Below are 16,125 nucleotides of genomic sequence, written 5' to 3' on the forward strand. Positions count from 1 at the left end.
TCGTTTCAGGGGCGGAATCTCGCCCTGCCTGATCCTTGAGGACTCTCTCGTGCTGGCCCGCTGGGTCGAGCCGACGGAGTCCGCCGAAGCCGAGCCAGCAGCGGGTGCTGATCGGAGCTTCGCCCGGCCAGGACGAATGATCAGCGCTACCGTCTTGGCCGACCACGCCTCGCAGGTCGGCGACCTGAATACGGCGTCGTCGATTCCCGCTTCTTCGGCTCGGACAAGCTCCGTCGCCAGTGCCGCGGCCAAGACGGCGGGACACCGGGCGCGGCCTCGCTGACGGCGCGCGGTGTTCCGCGTACAACCCGGTTAAAGCACGCCCTTCGTGGACGGAATCCCGCCGGCCCGCGGGTCCGGTTCCGTAGCCGCCCGCAGCGCCCGTGCCACTGCCTTGTACTCCGCTTCCGCGATGTGGTGCGGGTCGCGGCCGTGGATGACCCGGACGTGCAAGGCGATCTGCGCGTGGAACGCCAGCGAATCGAAGACGTGCCGGGTCAGCACGAACGGGTAGTTGTTGCCGATCGTGAACGTGGTGAACTGCTCCGGCTCCCCCACGTGCACGCAGTACGGGCGGCCGGACACGTCGATCGCCGCGTGGGCGAGCGTTTCGTCCATCGGGATCCACGCGTCGCCGAAACGGCGGATGCCGCTTTTGTCTCCCAGCGCCTGGCGCAGGGCTTGGCCGAGCACGATCGCGGTGTCTTCGACGGTGTGGTGGGCGTCGATGTGGACGTCGCCGGTCGCTTCGATCTTCAGGTCCAGCGAGCCGTGCACGCCGAACGCGGTGAGCATGTGGTCGTAGAACGGCACGCCGGTGGCGATCTCGACCTGGCCGGTCCCGTCGAGGTCCAGCTGGACCAGGATGGACGATTCCTTGGTGGTGCGCTCCACCTTGCCGACGCGGCTCATCGCTTGACTTCCTTACTCGCTTCGAGGAAAGCGTCGTTCTCTTCCGGGGTGCCGACGGTCACCCGCAGGTGGCCTTCGATGCCCACGTCCCGGATCAGCACGCCGTGGTCCAAATAGGACTGCCAGCTGGCCGGCGCGTCGCTGAACTGTCCGAAGAGGACGAAGTTGGCGTCGCTCGGCACCGGGGTGAATCCCAAGCCCAGCAAGGCTTCCACGACGCGGTCGCGTTCGGCGGAGAGCTTGTGCACCGACGCGAGGGTGGCGTCGGCGTGCCGGAGGGCGGCGCGGGCGGCCGCCTGGGTGATCTTGGAAAGGTGATACGGCAGGCGGACGAGCTGCAGAGCGTCCACAATGGCCGGTGCGGCGGCGAGGTAGCCCAGCCGCCCGCCGGCGAAGGCGAACGCCTTGCTCATCGTGCGCGACACGATCAGTTTCGCCGGGTACTCCGCGATCAGCTCGATCGCGCTGGCCTGCGAGGAAAACTCCGCGTACGCCTCGTCCACCACCACGATCCCCGGGGCCGCGTCGAGCACGCCGCGCAGCTGGTCCAGCGGGATCGAGCCGCCGGTCGGGTTGTTCGGGCTGGTCACGAACACGATGTCCGGCTTGCGCTCGGCGACCGCCTTGGCGGCCTGCACGGTGTCGAGCGAGAAGTCCGCGCGGCGCGGCACCGGCAGCCAGTCGGTGCGGGTGCCGGTCGCGATGATCGGGTGCATCGAGTACGACGGCTCGAAGCCCAGCGCGGTGCGGCCGGGACCGCCGAACGCCTGCAGGATCTGCTGCAGGATCTCGTTCGACCCGTTCGCCGCCCACACGTTGGCCTCGGACAGCACGACCCGCGTGGACACCGTCAGGTAGTCCGCCAGCTCGGTGCGCAGCGCCACCGCGTCGCGGTCCGGGTACCGGTGCAGCGACGCGGCTTCGGCGCGCACGGCCTCGGCGACGTCGGCGACCAGCTCGGGCGGCGGCGGGTACGGGTTTTCGTTGGTGTTGAGCCGGATCGGGACGTCCAGCTGCGGCGCGCCGTACGGGGTGCGGCCGCGCAGGTCCTCGCGCAGCGGGAGGTCGGCGAGGGTGATCTCGCCGCCGGGGGTGGCTTCGTTCATCGGCCGTCTCCTTCGAAACGCGCGGTGACGGCTTCGCCGTGCGCGGGCAGGTCTTCGGCGTTCGCGAGGGCGACGACGCGGGGGGCGATTTCGCGCAGGGCGTCCTCGGAGTAGTCCACGACGTGGATCCCCTTCAGGAAGCTCTGCACCGACAGGCCCGAGGAGTGCCGGGCGAATCCGCCGGTGGGCAGCACGTGGTTCGAGCCCGCGCAGTAGTCGCCCAGCGAAACCGGGGCGTACGCGCCGACGAAGACCGCCCCGGCGTTGCGCACCCGCGCGGCCACCTCGCGGGCGTTCGCGGTCTGGATTTCCAGGTGCTCGGCGGCATACGCGTCGACCACGCGGAGTCCGTCGTCCACAGTGGACACCAGGATGACGCCGGACTGCTTGCCGCCCAAGGCCTGGCCGACCCGCTCGGAGTGCTTCGTCGCGGCGACGCGCCCGGCCAGCTCGGCCTCGACGGCGTCGGCCAGCTCCTCGGACGTGGTCACCAGGACGCTCGCGGCCAGCGGGTCGTGCTCGGCCTGGCTGATCAGGTCGGCGGCGACGTGCGCCGGGTCGGCCGTCTCGTCGGCGAGGATCGCGATCTCGGTCGGACCGGCTTCGGAGTCGATCCCGATCACGCCGCGGACCAGGCGCTTGGCCGCGGTGAGGAAGATGTTGCCCGGCCCGGTGACGATGTCCACCGGGGCCAGCTCGGCGCCGTCGGTGTCGACGCCGCCGTACGCGACCAGCGCCACCGCCTGCGCGCCGCCGACCGCCCACACCTCGTCCACGCCGAGCAGTGCGGCCGCGGCCAGGATCGTCGGGTGCGGCCGCCCGCCGAACGCGGCCTGCGGCGGCGAGCACACCACCAGCGAGCGCACGCCGGCCAGCTGCGCCGGGACGACGTTCATCACCACGGTCGACGGGTACACCGCGAGCCCGCCCGGCGCATACAGGCCGACGCGGTCGACCGGCACCCAGCGCTCGGTGACCGTGCCGCCGGGCACGACCTGCGTCGTGACGTCCTGGCGGCGCTGGTCGGCGTGCACCTTCCGGGCGCGCTTGATCGACTCTTCCAAAGCGGCGCGGACCTGCGGGTCCAGCTCGGACAGCGCCTTGGCCAGCTCCTCGGCGGGCACCCGGACCGTCTCCGGGCGCACCTTGTCGAACCGCTCGGTGAACTCGAGGACCGCCTCGACCCCGCGGTCGCGGACCGCCTCGACCACCGGCCGGACCTGATGCAGCGCCGCGTCCACGTCGTACTCGGCGCGCGGAAGCGCGGCACGGAGCTCGGCAGCGGAGGGGACCTGCCCGCGCAGGTCGGTGCGGTTCAACATGGACACCAGGGTACGAGGTGGCCCGCGCGCTCCCGGCAGGGATACTCGGTGAAGACCCGCTGTCCCCGGACCAGGGAGGCTCGTGTGCCCCGGATCGCGTTGTGCCAGCTCAACTCGGGCGACGACCCGGAAGAAAACCTGAAAACGGTTCGCTCCGGCGTGGAGGCCGCGGCGGCCGCCGGCGCGCGCGTGGCGGTCTTCCCGGAGGCGACGATGGCCCGGTTCGGCCGCCCGCTCGCCCCGGTGGCGCAGCAGCTGGACGGCCCGTGGGCGTCGGCGGTGTCCGCGATCGCCGCGGAACACGACGTGCTGGTGATCGCCGGGATGTTCACGCCCGCGGACGACGGGCGGGTGCGGAACACGCTGCTGATCACCGGGCTGGGGCAGCATCTGGGGTACGACAAGATCCACCTCTACGACGCGTTCGGATTCGCCGAATCGGACACCGTCGCGCCGGGCTCGGAGGTCGTGACGTTCTCCGCGGAGGGCACGGTCTTCGGCGTCGCCACCTGCTACGACCTGCGGTTCCCTGAACTGTTCCGGCGACTGGCCGACGACGGGGCGGACGTGGTGGCGGTCCCGGCGTCGTGGGGCGCGGGGGCCGGGAAGCGCGAGCAGTGGGAAGTCCTGGTGCGAGCGCGGGCCCTGGACTCGGGCTGCTGGGTGGCGGCTTGCGGACAGGCTGATCCTTCGGTGACCGGGGTGGAGGTCAATCCGAAGGCGCCGACGGGGATCGGGTACTCGCTGGTGGCGGACGGGTTCGGCCGCGTGGAGGCGCAGGCTGGGGCCGGGCCGGAGATGCTGGTGGTGGACGTGGAGCCGGAGGTGGCGGGCAAGGCCCGGACGGCTACCGGGGCGCTGGCCAACCGGCGGTTGTGAATCCCCCGGCCAGGATCTGAGCGGCGAGAGGAAGAAATGTCCGGCCACGGCATGCTCACGGTCGCCAGCCCCTGGCCCGTCGGAGTGACGATCGACCGCCTGGAGACCGCGTTGACCGGCGCGGGTCTGCTCGTGTTCGCCCGGATCGACCACGCGGGCAACGCGGCCCGGGCCGGAATGGAACTGCGGCCGACCGAACTGCTGATCTTCGGCCATCCGAAGGGCGGCACGCCGCTCATGCAGGACCGGCAGACCAGCGGCATCGATCTCCCGGTGAAAGCACTCGCGTGGCAGGACGAAGCGGGCCAGACCTGGCTGACTTACAACGAGGCGAGGTGGCTCGCGGACCGGCACGGACTCGGCGCCGGAAGCGAGCAAGCGCTCGCGGCCATCGAGTCCGGCCTGGCCGGTCTGGTCCAGCAGGCAGTGACTCCCTAGGGAAACCTCAGCGCAGCAACCCTTCCCGAATCGCCACCCGCACGAACCCCGCCCGGCGCCTCTCCCCGGTCTTGTCCCGGATCCGGTCCAGATACGACCGCACCGTCCGGACGCTGATGTCCAGGATTTCCGCGACGTCGACGTCCCGCTCCCCCGCCGCCACCAGGCGCAGGACCTGTTTCTCCCGTTCCGACAGCACGATCTTCGGCCCCGCGTGCCGTTCGTCGCTGTCCTGGATGATCATTCCGGCCAAGGTCGGCGAGACGTACGCGTTGTCCTCCGCGATGGTCCGGATCGCGCGCAGCAGTTCGTCGCCGTCGACGTCCTTCGACAGGAAGCCTTTAGCCCCCGCCTGCATCGCGCCCAGGACCTCCGGCTGTTCCGCGTGTGCGGACACCACCAGCACCTTATGCCCCATCTGCCCCACCTCGAGCACCGCCGCCGCGTCTTGGACGCCGCGCAGTTTCAGGTCGAGCACGACCACGCTGCCCTTCGGCTGGTCCTGCACCGCGAAGCGCGCCACGGAGTCGGCTACCGCGCCCAGTTCGATGTCCGGGGCCTCGTTCAGCACGCGCGCGACCGCGTCCCGGTACAGCGGGTGGTCTTCGATCACCCCGACCTGGATGGGTCCGCTCCGGCGCCGCCCCTCGTCGGCTTTCACCTCAGTGTTTCCTTCCCCACCAGCCCGCGGCGGATCGCTTCCTTCACGAGGCCGGGGCGCCGCCGTTCGCCGGTCTTGTCGCGGATCCGGTCGAGGTAGCCCCGCACCGTGCGGACGCCGATGTCGAGGATCCGCGCGATGTCGACGTCCCGTTCGCCCGCCGCGACGAGCCGCAGCACCTGCACTTCGCGCGGCGACAGCTCCATTTCCGGCCGGGCGACCGGGCGGTCGGTGTTGTCCTTGATGATCATCCCGGCGACGACGGCCGACACGTACGCGCCGCCGCCCGCGACCGCGCGGATGGCGATCAGCAGCTCGTCGACGTCGACGTCCTTCGACAGGAATCCCTTGGCCCCGGCGGCGATCGCGGCCAGCACCGTCTCCGGTTCGGCCTGTGCGGACACCACCAGCACGTGATGGCCCAGCTCGGCGACCTCGAGCACCGCGGCCGCGCCCGCGACGCCCGGCAGGCCGAGGTCGAGCAGGACGACGCTTCCGGGCGGCTGCCGCGCGACGTGGAAGCGGGCGACCGAGTCCACCACCGCGCCCAGTTCCACGTCCGGTGCCTCGGCGAGGACGCGTTCCACCGAGCGCCGGTACAGCGGGTGGTCTTCGATGACGGCGACCTGGATGCTGCCCGGAGCCGGGGATTCGGGGCGGTCCGGCACGTCGCTGGGTCGCTGCGCTGTCGTGGTCACCGGTTCGCTCACCCCGTTCCCGCAGGCTGCCCGGCCACGGCGGGATCCAGCGCGGGGCCGGTCGGCATCAGCGCGAGAAGCCCGCCCGCGACCGGATGCCCGGACTCCGAACCGTAGCCCAGCGAGGCGAGCGCCGTCTTGTCCGCCACCGGATATTTCCGGCCGGTGTCGGTGACGAGATAAATCGTGCCGGACCCGGGATCGGTCGCGACCGCGCCGCGCGAGGGAGGGACGTACACGACGTCCGCGACCCGGGCGTCCGTCCGGCTCTGCACCGGCAGCGCGCGGGCGCCGGGCGGGACCGGCAGGTCCGCCGAGACCGTCACGCGGCTGTTCTGCGCGCACAGGGTCACCGCGCTGCCGGTGATCGGCGCCTTGCCGGGGATCCGGTCCGGGTACGCCGCCGGGTCCGCGCCGCCGGAGCGGGGTTCGCTGACCTTCTTCACCGCCGCGACGTCCGCCGCGCGGACCCGCGCCGGTTCCGGGCGGCCCGGATACGCCGATTCGTTCGCCGGGGTCGTGACGAGCAGCGCGGCTTCGGTCTGGCCGACGGGTTCGAGACCGTCCGGGCGGACGAGGTAGTAGGTCGAGGCGTTGGCGGGCCCGGCCATCGGGTCGACGACCGACAGCACCTGGCCGACGCGCGTCTCCTGCGTTCCGACGCGCGGGCCGCGGGTTCCCGCTCCCTCGACCGGTATCTCGCCGAGGTCGCGTCCGGCGGGCACGGTGTCGATCCAGCGCGCGGACACGCTGATCGTCGGGTAGCTGTCGAATTGCAGGGCCGCCGCGGCTTCGTCGCTCAGCCGGTACCGGTGGCCGCCCGCGAGCAGGAACCGGCCGCCCTGCGGAACGCGGACGATCACGCCCGAATCGCGCGGCAGCTCGACCCCGGTCGCGGCCGCTTCCAGCATGACGGCGACGAGCGGTTCCGCCGACGCGGGCGCGTCCTGGGTGGTGCGGCTGCAACTGGTCCACGGGGCGGTGATCAGGGTGCTGGGCAAGGAATCCGGCGCGCCGACGATGCCGATCTGCGTGCCGCGCGGGGCCGTGCCGAGCTTTTCGGCCGGGACGGTGACGGTCTCGTGGCCGTTGCCGCCGGCGAGCAGCCGGGCCGAGGAGTAGTTGAGCACCGGGTGCACCGCGCCGTCCGCGCCGAGCACGAACCTCGCCCCGCTGTCCTCCTCGACGATCACCTTGCCGCCGGCCAGCCAGTCCTTCCCGCCGGACGGGCTGACCAGGCCGATCACGCCGAACACCGCGGTCACGAGCAGGGCCGCGCCGATGCCGAGCACAGTGCCGAGCACGAGCCGGCGGCTGGGCGACACCGGATGGTTGGCGTCCGCGGCGACGAGCGCGGACACGAGACGGCGGCGCAGGAACTGGTACGCCTGGATCTGGTCCCGCTGCGTCCACACGCTGTCCCGGCCCCCTGGAGATCACCACCGCTTCCCGCGCAGGCTAAACAGCTCCCCGGACGCGCACGAGGGTAATTTTTACGCCCACGCGCCCGCGCGGGGACGCTAGCGTTCGCGGGGCCGGGTCGCTGCCCGGGGAAGAGGGGAATGCGTTGTCCGTGTCCGCGCCGCCAGCCCCGGCGCCTGCCCGCGCCCCCGGCGCCGGCGGGCATGCCGGGATTTCGGGTACCGCGCCGTGGCCGTGGCTGCTGCCGATCCGCCCGCTGCAGGCGGCCGGATGGGAGATCGCCGCGCTGGCGCTGCTGCTCGCCTTCACCGTCCACGGCCTGGCCCAGCCGATGCGGATCACCGTCGCCGTGCTGGCCGGCCTGCTGGTGGTGACGACTTCGGTACGGGTCGGCGGACGGCATTTCGCCAGCTGGACGTGGACGTGGCTCGCGCATCGCCTGCGTCGCCACGACAGCCGCCGCGACAGTCCGGACGCCTTGCTGCGCATCGCCGGTCCGGTGAAGGTGCGGCAGCACGTCGACCGTGCGGGCAACCGCTTCGGCGTCGCCGAGGTCGACGGCGACTGGAGCGCGATCGTCCGTCTCACGCCCGGTCCCGGAGAGCCGTCGACGGACGAGCTGCTGGCCATCCTCCGCACCACGTTCCAGAACCCGGACATCCCGCTGGCCGCCGTGCAGCTGCTGACCTGGGCGGTGCCCCGGGATTCGCGGGTGTACCGGGTGCGCTGGCTCGCGGTGCGCTACCGCCCGGAAGACGCGCCGATCGCCGCCCTCGCCCGCGGCGGCGGCGAACTGGGCGCGCTGCGGAGCACGGCGAGCGCGGCGCTGAGCCTGATGGTGGCGCTGGCCGAGGCGGGCTTCCCGTCGACGGTGCTGGAGGCCGGCGAGCTGACCAACGAACTGCGGGTGGCGCTGGGCGTTTCGACCGGCAATCCGGAGTCCGACGGGGATTTCTGGCGCGCGTGGAAATGGGGCGGGCTCACGCAGACGTGCTACTCGCCGCGGTCCTCGCGCGGTCTCGCGCGGACGTTGGGAGTAGCCGTGCCCGGCGCGGCGTTCACCGCGACGTCCGCGACCCTGCGACGGACGCCGGGCGGGCGGGAGAAGCTGGAGCTGACCATCCGGGTGGGCGCGCGAGCCGAGGAAGCACCCGTGCCGCAGGGAGTTTCGGCGGTTCCGTTGCACGGCGGGCACGCGGCTGCGGTGCGGCGGACATTGCCGCTCGCGCTGACCTGAAACCCAACCCGCCGGGAAGTCCATGAGGGAAACCCTGAGAGGGTGTTGTGGAACCTGGTGATCGGCTCGGTGTGTCGGTGGTGGCAGCCGGTTCGGTGTGGTGATCATCGGGCCGGGTGTGCGTCTGTGTGTGCAAGCGGACTGCTGGGCGCGGACGGCGGCTACGTCAACTCGAAAGACGCCACTCTCGTGGCCTGGGCTCGCGAGAACGAGACCGTCGAGATCATGGCGGTGCCGCGCAACGCGGATGGAAAGGGTTCCAGGTGCTGCCCCGACGGCGGGTGGTGGAACGAACCTTCGGCTGGCTCACGAGGCGGGAGACGCTTGACCCGCACTACGAACGCAAGACGGCACACGCCGAGGCCATGATCCAGTTCGCAAACACAGCGAACCCCACGGCCCCATGGAAACCGAAGCAGCCCGCCGCTAGCCCAAGACACCAACGACTAACCACCCAGGTTCCACAACACCCTCTCAGGGATTCCCTCACGTACTTCAGGAATCCCCGCGAAGCAGCCGCTCCAGTGCGGTTTCGTTCCCTTCGTCGGCGAGCGCGCGCAGGGTGTCGTAATCGTGCATGCCGCCAGCCTCCAACCTTGCCCCTGGGACAAGGTCAAGCGCGATACTGGGCCATGCTCACCATCGGCCAGCTCGCCCGCCAAGCCGGGGTCACGGCCAAGGCGGTCCGCGTCTACCACGCCAAAGGGCTCCTTCCCGAGCCCGGACGCGACGCCTCCGGATACCGCCGCTACGACGCGCAGGCGGTCATCGACCTGGCCCGCATCGTCGCGCTCGCCCAAGCGGGAGTTCCGTTGGCGCGCATCCCGGAGGTGCTGAACGCCGACGAGACCGCGCTCGCCCGGATCGACGCCGAGTTGCGCGACCGGATCCGGCAGCTCGAACAACGCCGTGCCCGGCTGCGGGACCTCGGGCGGCCCGATCGGCTCTGCCTGCCGCCCGAAGCCGTCGCGTTCCTGGAGCGGCTGAAGCCGATCGGGCTGTCCGAACGCCACGAGAACGCGATCCGCGACGGCTGGATCCTCGCGTACGCGCTGGCTCCCGACGTCGCCCGCGCCATCCTCGTCAGCCGCACCGCGTTGCTGGACGATCCGGAGTATGTCGCCGTTCTCCGCGCGTACGACGAGGCGATCGAGTGGGATCCCGACGATCCCCGGCTCGACGCGATCGCTGACGCGGCCGCCGAACTCGGCCAGCGGATGACGTTGCCCTCCGATCTGCCGGACTTCCGGAAGGTGCCTCGCCAGGTGGTCGAACTGCTCGCCAAGCATCTCGACAGCCCGGCTTGGCAGCGCCTCGACCAGCTCGTCGCGCAACGGCTCAGCGCAGCGCAGACCGCGCCGTCGGAGCCAAGCGCAGCCGCTGTACCTCGTCGTTCCTAGGCAGCTGGCGTTCGAAAGCCCGCAACGCGGCAAGATCGGGGAACGTCCAGACCCCCACCCGGACGTTCTCCCCTTCCCGCACCGGCAGCGCGCGGAAGGTGTTCTCCGCGGGCTCGGTGACGAAGGAAGCGAGCGGCCCCGGCAACGCAAGAGAAGCCGGGCCGACGAGCACCAAAACCCGCGACGCGGGCTCGACGGGCCGCGGCCCCACCGGAAAGTCGACCTCGGGGCGCAGCAACAGGACGTTGTCGCTGTCCAGCATGGTGGCGTTCGCGGCGTCGCGGTGTTTTCGCCAGGCCTCGCCTTCGAGGTAGAACGCCGTCAGCGCGGCGTGCCGGGCTGCCAGGTCCGGGAAAGAGCGGAACCACACGAACCGGTCCGGGTCGTCCTCGTCGCGGAACTGGCCGACGACCGTGCAGCCCGCGGCTTCCTGCGGTTCCAGCAGCTCGCGGTCGAACAGGTCGATCAGCACGTCCCGTTGCCCTGGCCGGAGGGTGTACTGGCGGAGCTCCACGACGGTCACGGCAGCGAATCTGCCACCTCGCCGCATCGAGATCGAGTGGCAGGACTGACTCCTTTCGCACAATTCCTGCCGTATCCTCGCAGCCATGCGAACCGTCGCGGTCGCGCTGGTCGACGACATGCCGCTGTTCGAGCTGGCCATCGCGGCCGAGGTGTTCGGGCCTGCCCGGACCGACCTCGCCGATCCCTGGTACGAGCTGCGGTTCTGCGCGGCGAAGCCGGAAACCCGCACCGAATTCGGCTTCCGGCAGCACGCCGGCCACAGTCTCGACACGCTCAAGGACGCCGACACGGTGCTGGTGCCCGCGTTGCCGTACGCGTGTGTCCAAAATGGACAACAGATTCCGGCGCACCTGGTCGACGCCATCCGGGAAGCCGCCGTCCAAGGCGCGCGAATCGTGTCGCTGTGCACCGGCGCCTTCGCGCTCGCGGCGGCGGGGCTGCTCGACGGCCGGCGCGCGGCGACGCACTGGATGTACGCCGCCACGCTCGCCATGCGGTACCCGCGGGTCCAGGTGGACGCGTCGGTGCTCTACGTGGACGACGGACAAGTCCTCACCAGCGCTGGCCGCAGCGCGGGCATCGACCTCTGCCTGCACGTCGTGCGCAGCGACCTCGGCGCGCACGTCGCCAACGAGGTCGCGCGCCGGATGGTGCTGCCCGCGCATCGCGGCGGCGGCCAGGCGCAGTACGTCTCCGCGACGGTCCCGGAGACCGACGACGCCGGGCTCGGGCCGGTGCTGCACTGGGCGACGCGCCACCTCGACCAGCCGCTGACCGTCGATCAGCTGGCCCGCCGAGCCGGGGTCAGCCCGCGCACGTTCGTCCGCCGGTTCCACGAAGCGACCGGGACCACGCCGTTGCAATGGCTGCTCGACCAGCGCGTCCTGCGCGCCCGCAGCCTGCTGGAATCCACCGACCTGCCGATCGGCCTGATCGGCGAACGCAGCGGCCTCGGTTCGGCGGCCAACCTCCGCCGCCATTTCACCCTCCGGCTGGGGACAGCTCCGACGGACTATCGGCGCGCGTTCCGCGGATGAGCCCGAGCGCGGTCAGCCCGGCCGCGACGGTCAGGCCGACCGCGGTCCAGCACGCGACCGTCACGTCGGCGGCGAGGAAAACCGTGGTCAGCACGGAAACTCCGACGGTTCCGCCGAGTTGCTGCACCGCGTTCAGCAGCCCGGCCGCCGAACCCGTTTCCGAGGGGCGGACGAGCGCGAGCGCCGCGGTGAAGAACGGCACGGTGAACAGTCCGGTCCCCGTTCCGGCGACCGCCAGCGCGACCAGCAGCGGCCAGCCCAGCGCGATCCCGGCGACCCCTGCCCCCAGGAAACCCGCGCCGCCAAAGAGAATCCGGGTGCCGAAGCGCGGAACGAGCCAGCGTCCGGCCACAAAGGACGATACGGCCAGGCCGCACGACCACGGCAGCAGCGAGAGTCCGGCGGTCCGGGCGTCGGCATGCTGGGTCAGTTGCAGGAACAGGACGACGACTTGGGTCAGGCCGGTCATCACGGCGAAGAACAGCACTGACGTCACCAGTCCGGCCGGAAAACCCAGGCCGCGGAAGAGACTTCGCTCGATAAGACCGCCGCGAAAACGTTGCTGCAGAGCGAAAATCACCAGCACTACTATCCCGGCGACGACCAGGTATCCGTTCCACTCCGTGAGCAGCGGGTAGACCACGAGCCCCGCGCCCAGCACGACCAAGCCGGTCCCGAGCAGGTCAAGGCGCGGCCGGGAGGCGGACCGGTCTTCGGTGAGCAGCCCGGACGCGGCGAGCACGGCGAGTCCGAGCGGGACGTTCACCAGGAACACCGACCGCCACGACCAGGCGTCGGTCAGCAGTCCGCCGAGAACCGGACCGCTCACCGCGGCCAGTCCCATCACCGGGCCGATCATGCCGAGCGCCCGCGCCCGGGCCGCTCCGTCGAACAGGACGCGGATCAGCCCGATCGTCTGCGGGATCACCAGAGCGGCCGAAGCTCCTTGCAGGGACCGGAAAACGAGCAGAAACCCGGGACTGGACGCGGCCGCGCACAGGGCCGAGCTGAGCACGAAACCGGCTACTCCGAGCTGGAAAGTGCGGCGACGGCCGAGGATGTCGCCGAGCCGTCCGCCGGTGATCAGCAGGAGCGCGAAGGGCAGCGTGTACCCGGCGGTGTAGAAGGAAATCGTGCTGGCCGCGCCGCCCAGTTCGGCGTGCACCGCGGGGGCGGCGACCTGGACGATCGTGGTGTCGAGGAGGTTCATCGCTTCCGCGACGAGCAGGACCGCCAGCGCGGCCCAACGGCGTGCGTCGTTCATGCCGCCAGACTGGGCAGCGGCCGGGCAAGATTCCAGCCATCGCCGCGAACGAGCAGAAATCTTCCATTACGGGCAGTTTCGTGCAGAATCGAGCCATGCTCGACGACCTCGACCACGCCCTCGTCCACGCGCTCCAGATCGACGGCCGCGCCCCGTTCGCGCGGATCGGCACCGTCCTGGGCGTCTCGACGCAGACCGTCGCGCGCCGCTACCGGAGGCTGCGCGCCGAAGCCGGACTACGCGTCGTCGGGCTGGCCGCACCGCATCGCGCCGGACAGACGCAGTGGCTCGTGCGGCTCACCGTCGTGCCGGCGGTCGCGCAGCGGGTCGCTGACGCACTCGTCCGCCGCACCGACACGACCTGGGTCAAACTCGCCGGCGGCGGTACGGAAATCTGCGTCATCGTGCACAGCGCCAACGGCTCCACGCCTGAGCACGGCCTGCTGCTGCACGACATCCCGCGCACGACCGGCATCACCGCCGTCTCCGCGCACCAGCTGCTGCACCTGTACCACGGCGGCCCCACCGCGTGGCTCGGCCGCGCCGAGGTCCTGACCGACGCCCAACGTCGTCAGCTGGAACCGGAAACCCGCACCACGGCTGCCGAAGCGACCACAGCCGACGAGCCCCTGCTCACCGCACTCCAACGAGACGGCCGCCTGGGCCAGACCGAACTGGCGGCCATCACGGGCTGGTCCGCGGCGACCGTCGCGCGCCGGATCGCCGACCTGCGCGCCGCGGAAACCCTTTACTTCGACGTGGAAATCGACGCCCGGCTCTTCGGCGCGACCACGCAAGCACTGCTGTGGATGGCGGTGGCCCCGGCCGATCTCGACGCCGTCGCCACCGAACTCGCCACCCACCGCGAACTAGCCGTCGTCGCCGCGACCACCGGCCCGACCAACCTCCTCGCCCACGCCCTCTGCACCGATCCCCCAGCCCTGCACCACTACCTCATCCACCGGCTCGGTGCACTGCCCGGCATCCGCTCCTGCGAAACCGCACCCGTCCTGCGAACGCTGAAAGCCGCCAGCCCACTCACCCGCTGACCGCCTCATACACCCCCGCGATCAACGCCACGAACGGCACCAGCGACAACAACACCAAGAACTCCGAGACATCCAGCAACCGCGACCAATAGGGCGACCGCACCCCGCGCGCGACCCGCGTCGCGTAGATCAGCGACACCACCGCCGCCAGCACCAACGCCAGCCCCGCCGCGAGCACCGCGATCCGCTGGTTCGCCGCGATCAGCCAGAAACCCGCGGTCAGCAACGCGACAAGCCCGAAGGCGACCAGCACCAGCCGTTGCGTGCGGCCCGCGTACGCGCGCGAGCGCTGGATCCACGCCGTCCCGAGAAGCGCCGCCAGCCCGGCTTCCCACGCCCCGCCCGTGGTGAGCACGATCGACGAACCGAGCACCACGAGCCCGAGCGCCACCAGCAGGCTGGTGAGCAACGCCTGCGCATACGTGGTCCGGCCGGCCATTTCCGCGCCGAGCGACGGTTGTTCGTTGGCCCGGAAGGATTCCATGTCGTCCGGCACGCGCGGGAGCGGCATCCGGCCGAGCCGCAACGCGAGCATCGGCGCGACGGCGGCCAACGCGGTCGCCAACACAGCCGCGACAGCCGCCGCGGCCACCGGCTTCGCACCGGTCAGCAGCACGACGCCGGTCGCGATCGCGCCGATCCCCGCCGAACCGACGACCGCGACGAAGAACGGCAGCCGGTCCGCCACCGAAACCGCGGCCAGCACGCCGTAGACAGTCACCGCGGCCAGCCCCGCGGCAAGCGGTCCGGCAGAAAGCGAGAACACCGAATGCGGGGGCAGCAAAGACATTCCGGCCAGGAACGCCACGCCGACCCCGGCCAGCGCACCGGCCGCGCCCGCGCCCGAATCGCCGTACGCGCGGCTCAGCGCGCCGCCGCCGAGCAGCAGCACGATCGCGAGCAGCCCGGTGCCGATCGGCGCGAGCACGCTGCCCGCCAGCGACGCCTGGATCAGCAGCCCGCCCGCGAACAACAGCAGCGCGGCCGTCGTGATCCCGGCCCGGCGGGCGATTTTCGGCCCCCACGCGGTCGACGCGGATTCGCCGACGCTCGCGATCGAGTCGACCACGTCGTCGAACAGCAGCGGGCCGCGCGGACGTTCGCGCGGGGTCAGGTGCAGCACCTCGCCGTCGCGCACCTGCGCGGCGGCCACGGTGAGGCCGAGCGCGAGCGGCGCGCCGCCGAGCCGCGACAGCACCCAGCCCGGATGCTCGGCCGACGCCTGCCCGGCCGCCCCGGCCAGCCGGACCAGCTGCGGCACCAGTTCGGCGAACGTGCTCTGCTGCGGCAGCGCGACGTCCACCCTGGCGCGCGGGGTGACGATCGTGACGCGCCGGGTCGACCCGGCGACGGCCGGCGCGCTCACTGCTGGGACCTGGCCGCCTCGATCACCGGGGCGAACTTCGCGCTGCTCGCCTCGGCCAGCTTCTGCAGGCCCGCGTTCACCGCTTCGAGGACGATCTCCGACAGCGTGCGCGCGTCGAACTCGCGGATCGCGCGCTGGTCGATGTCGACCGAGGTGAACCGGCCGTCGCCGCGCAGCGTCACGGTCACCTCGTTCTGCCGGGAGGCGGCCTTGACCTCCATCGCCTCGACCGAGCGCTGGATCCGCTGCACCTCTTCGGTCTGCTTGCGGACCTGCGCGAGCAGCTCGTCCATGTCCGGCACGGCATACGGTTCAGTCACCGTCGTTCTCCTTCTCCTGCGGGGTTTCCCGGCGGACGTGCACGCTGGCGACGAACTTCCGGAAGTCGGGGACGAGCGGGCGCGCGTCCCGCGGATCGGCCGTGCAGACCAGCTCCAGCACGACCCGCCCGGCCGGACCGGGCACGGTCAGGAACACCTGGATCTGCAGCAGCTCCTGGCCTTCGCCGGTGCGCATCCGCACCGTCTGGGTGCAGCCGGGCGCGGCGGGACCGCCGACCTCCTGCCAGTCGAGCACGTCCAGCGACGCCATCGTCCGGCCGAGCCGTTCGACGGCCTCGCCGGCGATGTCCTTCATCGGCGGGGAATCCTGGCGCTGCTGGATGCCGAGCGTGATGTTCGGCGTGAAGTCCGCCTTCGGATCCGGGTGCACGGCAACGAAAACCAGCCCGGGCGCGATCGGCGGCACCGGCGTCCAGCCGTCCGGGACGTCGAAGCCCAGCGGGAGCGTCACCAGGTCCGCCATGGCGC

General features: G+C 71.6%; 17 protein-coding genes and 1 pseudogene. 7 read left to right on the forward strand and 11 right to left on the reverse strand.

What is annotated here, in order from left to right:
* Nucleotides 1-312: 312 nt before the first annotated feature.
* Genes hisB through hisD form a run of 3 tightly spaced genes read right to left on the reverse strand, consistent with a single transcriptional unit; the run spans nt 313 to nt 3,340 of the window.
* Entirely contained in the window at nt 313-912 is a 600-nt protein-coding gene (gene hisB, locus F9C11_RS38260; protein ID WP_409182222.1) for an imidazoleglycerol-phosphate dehydratase HisB, read from the reverse strand.
* Nucleotides 909-2,018, reverse strand: a complete 1,110-nt coding sequence (locus F9C11_RS38265; RefSeq protein ID WP_409182223.1) for a histidinol-phosphate transaminase — start codon at nt 2,016-2,018, stop codon at nt 909-911. The genes hisB and F9C11_RS38265 overlap by 4 nt, the downstream gene beginning before the upstream one ends.
* Nucleotides 2,015-3,340 carry a histidinol dehydrogenase gene (gene hisD, locus F9C11_RS38270; RefSeq protein WP_409182224.1) on the reverse strand — a complete coding sequence of 442 codons (1,326 nt, stop codon included), beginning with the start codon at nt 3,338-3,340 and terminating at the stop codon, nt 2,015-2,017. Before hisD ends, F9C11_RS38265 begins: the two co-directional genes overlap by 4 nt.
* Before the next feature lie 84 nt (nt 3,341-3,424).
* On the opposite strand from hisD, the gene F9C11_RS38275 reads away from it, so the two are divergent.
* Entirely contained in the window at nt 3,425-4,219 is a 795-nt protein-coding gene (locus F9C11_RS38275; protein WP_409182225.1) for a carbon-nitrogen hydrolase family protein, read from the forward strand.
* 36 nt (nt 4,220-4,255) lie between these two features.
* Nucleotides 4,256-4,657 (forward strand): DUF302 domain-containing protein, encoded by a 402-nt coding sequence (locus tag F9C11_RS38280; protein ID WP_409182226.1) that lies wholly within the window; start codon nt 4,256-4,258, stop codon nt 4,655-4,657.
* A 7-nt stretch (nt 4,658-4,664) separates the two neighbouring features.
* Here F9C11_RS38280 and F9C11_RS38285 read toward each other — a convergent pair whose 3' ends face one another.
* Genes F9C11_RS38285 through eccB form a run of 3 tightly spaced genes read right to left on the reverse strand, consistent with a single transcriptional unit; the run spans nt 4,665 to nt 7,431 of the window.
* Nucleotides 4,665-5,318 carry a response regulator transcription factor gene (locus tag F9C11_RS38285; protein ID WP_009074915.1) on the reverse strand — a complete coding sequence of 218 codons (654 nt, stop codon included), beginning with the start codon at nt 5,316-5,318 and terminating at the stop codon, nt 4,665-4,667.
* Nucleotides 5,315-5,986 carry a response regulator gene (locus F9C11_RS38290; protein WP_409187071.1) on the reverse strand — a complete coding sequence of 224 codons (672 nt, stop codon included), beginning with the start codon at nt 5,984-5,986 and terminating at the stop codon, nt 5,315-5,317. Before F9C11_RS38290 ends, F9C11_RS38285 begins: the two co-directional genes overlap by 4 nt.
* Nucleotides 5,987-6,024: 38 nt before the next feature.
* A complete protein-coding gene (eccB, locus tag F9C11_RS38295; protein ID WP_409182227.1) occupies nt 6,025-7,431 on the reverse strand; it encodes a type VII secretion protein EccB in 1,407 nt (468 codons plus the stop codon).
* A gap of 152 nt (nt 7,432-7,583) precedes the next feature.
* On the opposite strand from eccB, the gene F9C11_RS38300 reads away from it, so the two are divergent.
* The 3 genes and pseudogenes from F9C11_RS38300 to F9C11_RS38310 all read left to right on the forward strand — a co-directional run bounded on the left by F9C11_RS38300 (nt 7,584) and on the right by F9C11_RS38310 (nt 10,075).
* Nucleotides 7,584-8,675: a type VII secretion protein EccE gene (locus tag F9C11_RS38300; RefSeq protein WP_409182228.1), complete on the forward strand. Its 1,092-nt coding sequence runs from the start codon at nt 7,584-7,586 to the stop codon at nt 8,673-8,675.
* A gap of 251 nt (nt 8,676-8,926) precedes the next feature.
* Nucleotides 8,927-9,055, forward strand: a pseudogene (locus F9C11_RS38305) (IS5/IS1182 family transposase); the annotation flags it as partial.
* A 252-nt stretch (nt 9,056-9,307) separates the two neighbouring features.
* A complete protein-coding gene (locus F9C11_RS38310; protein WP_409187072.1) occupies nt 9,308-10,075 on the forward strand; it encodes a MerR family transcriptional regulator in 768 nt (255 codons plus the stop codon).
* On the opposite strand, the gene F9C11_RS38315 is transcribed toward F9C11_RS38310, so the two are convergent.
* Nucleotides 10,014-10,598 (reverse strand): NIPSNAP family protein, encoded by a 585-nt coding sequence (locus F9C11_RS38315; RefSeq protein ID WP_409182229.1) that lies wholly within the window; start codon nt 10,596-10,598, stop codon nt 10,014-10,016. The two genes, F9C11_RS38310 and F9C11_RS38315, sit on opposite strands and share 62 nt — an antisense overlap.
* 85 nt (nt 10,599-10,683) lie before the next feature.
* On the opposite strand from F9C11_RS38315, the gene F9C11_RS38320 reads away from it, so the two are divergent.
* On the forward strand, nt 10,684-11,637 hold the full coding sequence (locus F9C11_RS38320) for a helix-turn-helix domain-containing protein (RefSeq protein WP_409182230.1): 954 nt from the start codon (nt 10,684-10,686) through the stop codon (nt 11,635-11,637).
* On the opposite strand, the gene F9C11_RS38325 is transcribed toward F9C11_RS38320, so the two are convergent.
* A complete protein-coding gene (locus F9C11_RS38325; protein WP_409182231.1) occupies nt 11,582-12,901 on the reverse strand; it encodes an MFS transporter in 1,320 nt (439 codons plus the stop codon). The genes F9C11_RS38320 and F9C11_RS38325 overlap by 56 nt on opposite strands.
* Nucleotides 12,902-12,996: 95 nt before the next feature.
* Here F9C11_RS38325 and F9C11_RS38330 point away from each other — a divergent pair, with 95 nt between their 5' ends.
* Nucleotides 12,997-13,950 (forward strand): Lrp/AsnC family transcriptional regulator, encoded by a 954-nt coding sequence (locus F9C11_RS38330; RefSeq protein WP_409182232.1) that lies wholly within the window; start codon nt 12,997-12,999, stop codon nt 13,948-13,950.
* Here F9C11_RS38330 and eccD read toward each other — a convergent pair.
* From eccD to F9C11_RS38345, 3 genes are read right to left on the reverse strand one after another with little or no spacing between them, the layout of a single operon-like run.
* Nucleotides 13,940-15,316 (reverse strand): type VII secretion integral membrane protein EccD, encoded by a 1,377-nt coding sequence (gene eccD / locus F9C11_RS38335; protein ID WP_409182233.1) that lies wholly within the window; start codon nt 15,314-15,316, stop codon nt 13,940-13,942. The genes F9C11_RS38330 and eccD overlap by 11 nt on opposite strands.
* Nucleotides 15,313-15,636 (reverse strand): YbaB/EbfC family nucleoid-associated protein, encoded by a 324-nt coding sequence (locus F9C11_RS38340; protein ID WP_409182234.1) that lies wholly within the window; start codon nt 15,634-15,636, stop codon nt 15,313-15,315. Before F9C11_RS38340 ends, eccD begins: the two co-directional genes overlap by 4 nt.
* On the reverse strand, nt 15,629-16,120 hold the full coding sequence (locus tag F9C11_RS38345; protein WP_409182235.1) for a hypothetical protein: 492 nt from the start codon (nt 16,118-16,120) through the stop codon (nt 15,629-15,631). The genes F9C11_RS38340 and F9C11_RS38345 overlap by 8 nt, the downstream gene beginning before the upstream one ends.
* Nucleotides 16,121-16,125 lie beyond the last annotated feature (5 nt).

The organism is Amycolatopsis sp. VS8301801F10, from assembly GCF_046195355.1.
GTDB lineage: Bacteria > Actinomycetota > Actinomycetes > Mycobacteriales > Pseudonocardiaceae > Amycolatopsis.

Bases quoted from the DNA above. Each gene is read 5' to 3' on its own strand.
- hisB (WP_409182222.1), bottom strand. From the start codon at position 912: ATGAGCCGCGTCGGCAAGGTGGAGCGCACCACCAAGGAATCGTCCATC.
- F9C11_RS38265 (WP_409182223.1), bottom strand. From the start codon at position 2,018: ATGAACGAAGCCACCCCCGGCGGCGAGATCACCCTCGCCGACCTCCCG.
- hisD (WP_409182224.1), bottom strand. From the start codon at position 3,340: ATGTTGAACCGCACCGACCTGCGCGGGCAGGTCCCCTCCGCTGCCGAG.
- F9C11_RS38280 (WP_409182226.1), top strand. From the start codon at position 4,256: ATGTCCGGCCACGGCATGCTCACGGTCGCCAGCCCCTGGCCCGTCGGA.
- F9C11_RS38310 (WP_409187072.1), top strand. From the start codon at position 9,308: ATGCTCACCATCGGCCAGCTCGCCCGCCAAGCCGGGGTCACGGCCAAG.
- F9C11_RS38320 (WP_409182230.1), top strand. From the start codon at position 10,684: ATGCGAACCGTCGCGGTCGCGCTGGTCGACGACATGCCGCTGTTCGAG.
- F9C11_RS38325 (WP_409182231.1), bottom strand. From the start codon at position 12,901: ATGAACGACGCACGCCGTTGGGCCGCGCTGGCGGTCCTGCTCGTCGCG.
- F9C11_RS38330 (WP_409182232.1), top strand. From the start codon at position 12,997: ATGCTCGACGACCTCGACCACGCCCTCGTCCACGCGCTCCAGATCGAC.
- F9C11_RS38345 (WP_409182235.1), bottom strand. From the start codon at position 16,120: ATGGCGGACCTGGTGACGCTCCCGCTGGGCTTCGACGTCCCGGACGGC.